The sequence below is a fragment of the Collinsella sp. LCP19S3_B7 genome, from assembly GCF_052121795.1.
GTDB lineage: Bacteria > Actinomycetota > Coriobacteriia > Coriobacteriales > Coriobacteriaceae > Collinsella.
The window spans coordinates 47305-56180 of sequence record NZ_JBQKDO010000012.1 but is presented as its reverse complement, the minus strand read 5'-3'; the positions used below and the strand labels follow the sequence as shown (position 1 = coordinate 56180).

The 8876-nt window shown below is 57.7% G+C and carries 5 protein-coding genes; 2 read left to right on the top strand and 3 right to left on the bottom strand.

Annotated elements, in window-relative coordinates:
* Positions 1-384: 384 nt before the first annotated feature.
* Entirely contained in the window at positions 385-2796 is a 2412-nt protein-coding gene (feoB, locus tag ACTQW0_RS06445) for a ferrous iron transport protein B (protein ID WP_441567405.1), read from the top strand.
* 123 nt (positions 2797-2919) lie between these two features.
* The gene (locus ACTQW0_RS06440; protein WP_441057208.1) at positions 2920-4116 is read left to right on the top strand and encodes an MFS transporter; all 1197 of its coding nucleotides are present in this window, start codon (positions 2920-2922) and stop codon (positions 4114-4116) included.
* A gap of 220 nt (positions 4117-4336) precedes the next feature.
* Here ACTQW0_RS06440 and ACTQW0_RS06435 read toward each other — a convergent pair whose 3' ends face one another.
* From ACTQW0_RS06435 to ACTQW0_RS06425, 3 genes are read right to left on the bottom strand one after another with little or no spacing between them, the layout of a single operon-like run.
* Positions 4337-4705: a DUF6985 domain-containing protein gene (locus ACTQW0_RS06435; protein WP_441567403.1), complete on the bottom strand. Its 369-nt coding sequence runs from the start codon at positions 4703-4705 to the stop codon at positions 4337-4339.
* On the bottom strand, positions 4698-5372 hold the full coding sequence (locus ACTQW0_RS06430; RefSeq protein ID WP_441567401.1) for an HNH endonuclease signature motif containing protein: 675 nt from the start codon (positions 5370-5372) through the stop codon (positions 4698-4700). Before ACTQW0_RS06430 ends, ACTQW0_RS06435 begins: the two co-directional genes overlap by 8 nt.
* A gap of 29 nt (positions 5373-5401) precedes the next feature.
* The gene (locus tag ACTQW0_RS06425; protein ID WP_441567400.1) at positions 5402-8869 is read right to left on the bottom strand and encodes an ATP-binding protein; all 3468 of its coding nucleotides are present in this window, start codon (positions 8867-8869) and stop codon (positions 5402-5404) included.
* Positions 8870-8876: the final 7 nt, after the last annotated feature.

Here is an 8876-nt window from a genome sequence, read left to right as displayed (position 1 = left end):
GATACAATACGGAGAGGCGCAGCGATGCGCTCGGCGGCCGCACGCCGGCCGAGTTCCGCGCCGCGCTGGGAAGGGCCGCGTAACGGTCCAAGAAATCGTCCGCAGTCCCGCGACGATTCCGGGATGCATTTTCCGCAAGATGCCTCAACCGGAAAACGCATCCCGTTTTGAAGCTTCAGAGTGGGACGCAGTTTCCCCGAGAGGCCCCATCGGGAAATCGGGGACCGGAATTCGCCTGAGTAGTGGGATGCAGTTTCCGCAGCAGGCTCGTCTGGAAAACCGGGGTCCGGAATCCCCATTGCAACAATCTGTTGATTGAACGTCGCTGTATGTTCGCGCTATCATGCATGGTTAAAATTGGTTAGCCATGGCAAACGGTTAGCAATGGTGAACATAAATGCAACGCCCTGTGGGCGTCGGGGGAGGAACACGGACGTGAAGCTCGATACACTCGAGATTGGAAAGGACGCCGTTGTCGCATCGGTGGCATCGGACGACCAGGCACTCCGACAGCATATTTTGGACATGGGCTTAACGCCGGGCACCGAAGTCACCATGATGAAGTACGCCCCCATGGGCGACCCGCTCGAGATTCGCCTGCGTGGCTACGAGTTGACGCTGCGCAAAGACGATGCTGCTCGCATTGAGCTCGTGGGTATTCACGACACCGATACGAGCCCGCGCGTTAACGCCGCAATCGGCACGACGGAGCACCCGGCGCTCGGTGAGGGGACGTATTCGCCCCGCGCGGCAAAAACGGCCGTGCCCGAGGGCGCGCCGCTGCACTTTGCCCTCGCCGGCAACCAAAATTGCGGCAAGACCACGCTGTTCAACCAGCTGACGGGTTCCAACCAACATGTTGGTAACTTTCCCGGCGTGACGGTCGACCGCAAGGACGGTACTGTCCGTAACCACCCCGAGGCGAGCGTTACCGACCTGCCCGGTATTTATTCGTTGTCGCCGTACACGGGCGAGGAGATTGTCAGCCGTCAATTCATCCTTGACGAGCATCCCGACGCCATCATCGACATCATCGATGCCACCAATATCGAGCGCAACCTCTACCTGACGCTGCAGCTTATGGAGCTCGACTGCCCCATGGTCATCGCGCTCAACATGATGGACGAGGTGACGGCCAACGGCGGCGCCGTGGACGTCAACCTGCTCGAGAGCCTGTTGGGCGTGCCTGTTGTCCCCATTAGCGCTGCCCGCAACGAGGGTATCGACGAGCTGGTGGATCACGCTTTGCATGTGGCGCGGTTCCGCGAGCGCCCGGGTCGCCTGGACTTCTGCGCGCCCGATGGCCCGGACGGCGGTGCGCTGCATCGCTGCATCCACGGCATTGCCAACCTGATCGAGGACCATGCCGTGGCGGCCCGCATTCCGGTGCGTTTTGCGGCGACCAAGCTGGTTGAGGGCGACGAGCTGGTGACCGAGGCACTTCACCTGGATCGCAACGAACTTGACGCTATCGAGCACATCATTACCCAGATGGAGGGCGAGGCTGGCACAGACCGCCTGTCCGCGCTGGCCGATATGCGCTTTAGCTTTATCGGCGACGTGTGCGGGCGCTGCGTGGTGAAGCCGCACGAGAGCCGCGAGCACGTGCGCTCCGTTAAGATCGACCGCATCCTGACGGGTCGCTACACGGCCATCCCGGCGTTTCTGGTGATCATGGGCCTCGTCTTTTGGCTGACGTTTGGCGTGATCGGCGCGGCGTTGCAGGGACTTATGGAGGACGGCATCGCTGTCATCATCGCCTCGGCCGATGCGGGTCTCAAGGCGTTCGGAACCAACGACGTGGTGCGCTCGCTGGCTGTCGACGGCGTGCTTACGGGCGTGGGCAGCGTGCTGACCTTCCTGCCGATTATCGTCGTGCTCTTCTTGTTCCTCTCCATTCTGGAAGACTCCGGCTACATGGCGCGCGTGGCCTTTGTCATGGATAAGGTGCTGCGTCGCTTTGGCCTGTCGGGCCGCAGCTTTGTGCCCATGCTCGTCGGTTTTGGCTGCACCGTGCCGGCTATCATGTCGACCCGTACACTCCCATCCGAGCATGATCGCAAGATGACGGTCATGCTCACGCCGTTCATGAGCTGCTCGGCCAAGTTGCCGGTTTACGGCTTGCTGTGCGGAGCATTCTTCCCGCAGGCGACGGTCCCCGCCATGGTCTCGCTCTATTTGATTGGCATTGCGGTCGGTTGCATCGCGGCATTGGTGCTCAACCGCACGGCATTTAAGGGCGACCCGGTGCCGTTTATCATGGAGCTACCCAATTACCGCCTGCCGAGCATCAAGACGACGGTGATGCTGGCGTGGGATAAGGCCAAGGACTTTATTACCAAGGCCTTTACCATCATCTTTGCCGCCACCGTGGTCATCTGGTTCCTCCAGACGTTTGACATCCGCTTTAATGTGGTCGCCGATCAGTCGCAGAGTCTACTTGCCGGTCTGGGTAGCATCATCGCGCCGGCGTTGGCGCCGCTTGGCTTTGGCGACTGGCGTGCATCCACGGCGCTCGTCACCGGACTTATCGCCAAGGAGAGCGTCATCTCGACCCTCACCGTGCTTTTGGATGCAACGTCACCCGCGGCGCTGTCGACCATGTTTTCGCCGTTTACCGCCTACGTGTTCTTGGTCTTTACGCTGCTGTACCCGCCCTGCGTGGCGGCAATCGGTGCCGTCAAGAGCGAGTTGGGCGCGCGCTATGCCGTTGCCGTGTTCGCGTTTCAGGTGATGGTCGCCTGGATTGTGGCGTTTATCGTGCATGCGGCGGGCATATTGCTGGGGTTGGCTTAGCTATTTATTGACGGCGCAACCTCTGTGTATTGAGTTGATTGCGGCCCCGCATCTGTACTGACGGATGCGGGGCCGTTGCTATATAATCGCCCACCGCCCAAGACAATCGGAGAGGTTTCCTACATGACTCAGGCAAGACAAGATGGCATCTCGCTCAAGCAGTGGCTCCCGCTTATCGGGCTCGCCTGCTGCGCGTTCGTGTTCAACACATCGGAGTTCATGCCCATCGGCCTTCTGACTGATATTGCCGTATCGTTCTCGCTCACCGAGGCCCAGGCAGGCATCATGATTTCGGTCTACGCCTGGGGCGTCATGCTGCTGTCGCTGCCGCTTATGGTGTTTGCCTCGCGCTTTGAGTTCAAGCGTATGCTGCTCGGCGTGCTCGCCGTGTTCTCTCTGGGTCAGTTCCTGTCCGCCGTGGCGCCCACCTATCCTATTTTGGTCTGCGCACGCCTGGTGGTCGCTTGCGCACATGCCGTGTTCTGGTCGGTCGCCTCGATTATGGCGTCGCGCCTGGTCGACACCCGTCACGGGGCGCTCGCCATCAGCATGATCGCCACGGGCTCGTCCATCGCACAGATCTTTGGCCTGCCGATCGGCCGCGCCATCGGCCTGGCCGTGGGCTGGCGCATGACGTTTGCCGTGGTCGGGGCCTTTTCTGCCGCCGCGGTGGTGTACCAGGCAGCGGTGTTCCCGGCCATGCCGGCGGGAGAGCGCTTTGCCGTCAAACAGCTGCCCGAGCTGCTCAAGAACCCGTTCCTCATCGCGCTCTACGCGGTCACGGTTTTTATGGCGACCGGCTATTACACAGGCTACAGCTATATCGAGCCCTTCCTGGCGCAGGTCGCGCACGTCGACGCGGGCGCCATTACCATGACGCTGACGGCGTTTGGCTGCTCCGGTCTGGTGGGCAGCTGGCTGTTTGGCCGCCTGTTCGATGGGCACCGCTTCCCGTTTTTGGCTATCACGCTCTCCGGCGTGCCAGCGGCCCTGCTGCTCATGGGTTCGGCCGCATCGTCGCTCGCAGCAGTGCTTGCCGTCTGCGTGCTGTGGGGCTGCTGCGCCACGGCCTTTAACGTGGCGTTCCAGGCCGAGCTTATCAAGTACACGCCCGCGGATTCGTCGGCTGTCGCCATGTCGATCTTCTCGGGCCTGTTTAATCTGGGTATCGGCACGGGCACCGCGATCGGCGGCGCCGTGGTTTCGGGCCCCGGTATCGCCTGGATCGGCTTTGTGGGCGGGGCGATTGCCGTCGTGGGCGTCATCCTCGCCATCACGGTGATGTTCCCGGCCATACGCCGCGCAAAGCCCGTCGCCTAATAACGTTTCCTCATCAGTTGCGGTGGAATACGGACTGCTGGGCCCAATAAACCCGGCAAACAGTCCGTATTTCACCGCGGCTTAGAAAGGGTCTGGGGTAGCTAATTTGGGACGGGGCTATTTTAGCTACCTCGCTGAGCATACGTAAAAGAGGCCGAGGCCGCTCCGGTATGTGCTGGAGTGGCCTCGGTTTTCGTTTTTCTGTCTGCGTATGATCGACCTAGAGCTCGTCTTGGGGGACGACGGCTGTAAGTTTTTCGTTTTCAAATACCGCAGCAAGTCCGTGTTCGGGGTCAAAGCGATAGTTGCACATGAGCGCTGTTTTGCGAGCATCATCGCTTCGAAGTACCACGATGCTGGTCGGAATAACGTATCTAAAGATGTTTGTAATGGGGCCCTCAATCTGATCGCCGTCTCTTTCGAGACAATAATCTTCGATCGCTTCCTTGCTGTCCTCAACGATATCCCAGCTTGCAAGCAGGGCGTCCTTTGCTTCCTTTTGAATGTCGAGGACGCCTTGGTCCGAGTCGCACTCGTAATAGACGGGGAGCGAGAAATCCCTGCCCCACAGATTTATGCTGTTAGTCATCGAAGCCGCCAATCTGATTCAGTATATTTTTGATTTCGCTTACGCCGCCGAGATGCCTGCATACGTCGTGAACTTCGGTCGGAACAAGGTGGCACGTTTTCATGTCATTGTGCTCGTGCCAGGTGTACCCGTTTGCCACGCGCCATTTTTTGACGTCTTTATTGGTCCAGTCTTCTTTGCCATCGCGTTGCTCAAGGTTCCAAGCTTTTGCGCATTCAATGTCTGCCTTTTCATAGTTGCCGACAATGCGCTCGCCGTTCTCGCCAATCTGCGAAAGCCTATGCTGGCTCATGCCTTGTATGGTTACTTTCGCCTCAGAGATAGGGTTGAAGTCAGGAATTCCATCCCTGTAATTGATGCCCTCAAGACCTTTGTTTCGAAGAATCTCGCAAACCCTATCGACTGTGGGAACAAACATCGACTCCCCTCGATCGCCCGACCATTTGCCATTGGGATTCTCCATGGTCGGTGTACGGTCCAGCCGTTCCTCATAAGTAGAAGGGTAGTCACACGATTCCACTGAGGATTCAATCAATTTGTCAGGATTGATGTAGTCCGCTCGGTCGATATCGCTAACTTCTGTTTTGGTTTCCTTTGATTCGGGGCCAATGAGTTTATCGGGATTGAACCCAAGTTTATCGCCTGGTTTGGGTTCGTCGATTTTCATTTGCGTGAACTCCATTAGCTTAAATGTCATTAGCTCACCTCGCTATTCTCGTTCCAGTTGTGCCAATCGGAATATGCTTGGGTATCTTGCATTTGCAGACACAAGACATCGGTCATGATGCCCTGAATGATGACCTGCCTGGTGCGGCTGTCGATATCGCGGTTGATGGAAGCCCCGAGCGCCGCTTCTGCCGCTCTTGTCAATTGCTCGGCTTCATTGCTGCTCTTGAGCTTACGTTCGACCGTTTTGACGACATCGGGGAACAGCGCGCTCATAATGGGCGCCAGCTTGGTCATACGTGGTTCGTTGGGCGGGTTTTGAGCGGTGCGCAGGATCTTGACCTTTGTAGACGCGTCGATATGGAGGCGATCGAGCCGTTCGCGAATGCTATGCAGCTCCGCCTTGGTTCCAATGCTGATTCCGTAGGCCAGCATGCGCGCTACGGCAAGGGCATCATCGCTCTGGTTGCTTGCGACATCGTCGATGGGGCGGCTGTATGTAAAGTGCTCGCCATCCTCTGCTTTGGCGATCTTGCAGAGCACCGGCTCAACCCAATCGTTTTGGTAAATGGCCGCAACGCCCTTGGGTAGGCGTGCCAGCTCGACGATCTGTTGATCGTTGAGGTTGGCAGCGCGACCGGCGAGCTCGCGGTCCGAAAGATCGGGCAGGCGATGGATGATCTTGGTATTTGTGTTGCGAATGGCTGCCATATCGAGAAGGCCGGGCGCCTGGTCGGCGATGATGAAGCCTTCGCCGTATGTGCGCATCTCGGCGATGGCATTTGAGATCATCTCGACGCTCTTGCCTGTCAGGTCGCCGCTCTCCGAGTCTTGGCTGCTCGACGATCGCTTAAGCAGGTTGTGCGCCTCTTCAAGCACGGTCAGATGGCGAAGCGGCTGGTTCATGTCCTTTTTCTCGGCCATGCGATGTTCTTGAAGTTTGAGTACAAGAAGACCCATGAGTAGGGATTTTGTTTCGGCGGAGCCAATGCGCGATAGATCGATGACTGTGTTGGCGTCAAAAAGCACACTAGCATCGACTTCGTTCGACGAAAGCATCATGCCGTTGAGCCCGTTGGTGAGCGAGTTGAGACGCGTGAGCAGCGACCCCTTGTAGGCGCCTTTATTTTCGGCATCGTACTCGCTGGAGTCGAGAATCTCACGGACGTTGCGGGCAACATCTGCAAAGCAGGGAAAGAGATCGGCTCCATACGGGTTATCAGAAGCGGCAAGATCCCATCCGCAGTCTTCGTATGACCTGGCGACAGCGTCTTTAAGGACGGCGGGCATGGCGGCGTACATGGGCCAGCAAACATTAAAGATCTCAACGAGTCGGTCGAGGTGCTCCAGCACATGGATGCCGGACGGGAAGCTAAAAGGATTGATGCGCAGGAGCGGTGTGAATTCTGGATTGGTTCCAAAGACGTTTACGTCTTCGCGGCCCCCGTACACGTCCTTGTATTCGCCCTTGGCAGGTTCAATGACAAGAAAGTTGACCTGCTGATCGAGCGCCTGATCGAGGATGCGGCAGACGGTATTGGTCTTTCCTGCGCCGGTGCTGCCCGTAACAAAGGTGTGCGAGGCAAGTGAGTCTTTTGACAGGAACGTCCTAATGCGCTCCTCGCGATGCATATGGAAAACCTTGCCTATGCAAAGGCCTTGTTGGGGCTGCGTGCCATCGAACGTTGAGACATTGCGTCCAAAAGAGGCACACTCGATAACGGGCAGCCCTGGGACGGACTTTTTGGGAAAGTTGAGCGAGTAGGCCAGCTCCTTGCCCGAAAGGGCGGTCGTTGCATCGACTGTTGCTGGGTAAACCGAAAAACTTGGATGTTGATCGAGCAGGGCGGGGGAGAGGGCAAAAGCAGGGTGGCGCAAATCGCGAAGGTAGGAACAGACTGCCACAGCGTCGGCGCTTTGCTCTCCGAGGTCTCCGCGCCAGAGGTTTACCGCAGCCTGAGACATATAGGACTCTTTGCCCTGGGTGAGGGCGAGGTAGGTGTGGGCAACGTTATTCGCGACGTTGTGGTCTTCTGACAGCACGTAGGCGCAAAAGTCCCACATGCCGAGTGCCGAGGCAAGGTCGTAGCGTTTCATTTGCAACTCGAGGATTTCGAGCGCGTGTTGGATGGAGTAATTCTTGAACGTCTGTGTGATGCCTTCGTCGGCGCCGATGGTAGCGGTGACCGTGCTTGAGCGCGCGAATGATCCGCCAAAGTTGGCACCAAGATTTACGGCCTGCGAAACGCCGGAAGTTACGGACGCTCCCTTAGAGACAGCCTTGCCAACGCCGCTGGTAACGGCTTTGCCGAGTGAGTTTGATATGGCTTTGCCGGTAGATGAACTTGTGGCTTTTGACGTAGATGTGGAGTGTGACGAGCCCTCGGTATGGCTTGCGGATACGCCGAGATTGCCGCCGCCGTATACGCCTGCGCCTACACCTAGGCTTACGCTCCCGCTCGAGGATTCATTTCTGCCGTCGGTGACCGCATCCGTGATGCTTTCGGTCGATGTGGACGAGTCGGTTACGCTCTCGTTGCTCGATTCCGAGGTCGACTCGTTTGTCGAGTCCGTTTCGTTGTAGTTTTGTGCAACAGCCTGATTGCTCCCCACCTGCCTGCCGGCACTCACGCCTGCATTGATGCCAACCGTCGCGGACGATCCGATGGAGTCGTTTTGGTGGTAGGTATAGTTGGTCGTCCATGAGGCATAGGGCGTCAGCAGTGAGTGGAGTTCGGCGAGACGGAGTTTGCGCGATTCGATATCATGGATCGGGGTTGCGAGCAGCACGATAGTGTAGTCTTCGCTCGGCCTGCCAGGCACAATGCCGTCAAGAACTTTTTCAATGGTTTGCGTGACGAACTTCTCGTTCTTTTCGGCCGGAATATTCGAAACGGCGGCAACCGAAGACGAGCGTCGATTGTCTAGACACGGAATGGGGCCGCGGTTGGCGGGTCCCACTTCGGAACCGGGGAAGTTACCCCTCAAGGCATCCGACATGCGCCGGGAAAAATTATCGGCGTCGATGTTGTCGCGGGCATTGTCGCTGTTGACGACTGCAAGGAATACCTCGGTGCTTGCGCTGGTTCGATTAAAAACCAGCGCAATGTTGCAATCTTCGTCAGAGAGAACGTCGTACACATTTACGAGCTTCTCGAGACTGTCCTCGTTGGGGTCGACGACCCACTTCGTGATATTCATGAAGCGGATGTTGTTGTCGGCGTTAAAGCCCGTGGGGTATTCGGTAGAGGGGTCAATCGGCGCGTATACATTTCGTAGCTGCGGCAGATAGGCGTTGTGAAGCTCAACGGCGGCAGTTGCCAAGAGCCGATTGGTGAGCTCGATAGCTTGCTCGTCTGCCGGATTCGGCTTTTCTGACAAGTATGCTGTTCGCTTTTTGTCGACCTCATCGAGTTGGGAGCTGCTGAGTACCGAGACGGTTGCGACCGCGTTGCCGGCTTTATCGGCAGCGCGCATAATCGCGTTTTTGATGCCCATGCGATCA

What these genes read in the sequence shown, in the direction of transcription:
- ACTQW0_RS06440 (WP_441057208.1), top strand. Translation starts at nt 2,920, where the DNA reads ATGACTCAGGCAAGACAAGATGGCATCTCGCTCAAGCAGTGGCTCCCG.
- ACTQW0_RS06430 (WP_441567401.1), bottom strand. Translation starts at nt 5,372, where the DNA reads ATGAAAATCGACGAACCCAAACCAGGCGATAAACTTGGGTTCAATCCC.
- feoB (WP_441567405.1), top strand. Translation starts at nt 385, where the DNA reads ATGGTGAACATAAATGCAACGCCCTGTGGGCGTCGGGGGAGGAACACG.
- ACTQW0_RS06425 (WP_441567400.1), bottom strand. Translation starts at nt 8,869, where the DNA reads ATGGGCATCAAAAACGCGATTATGCGCGCTGCCGATAAAGCCGGCAAC.
- ACTQW0_RS06435 (WP_441567403.1), bottom strand. Translation starts at nt 4,705, where the DNA reads ATGACTAACAGCATAAATCTGTGGGGCAGGGATTTCTCGCTCCCCGTC.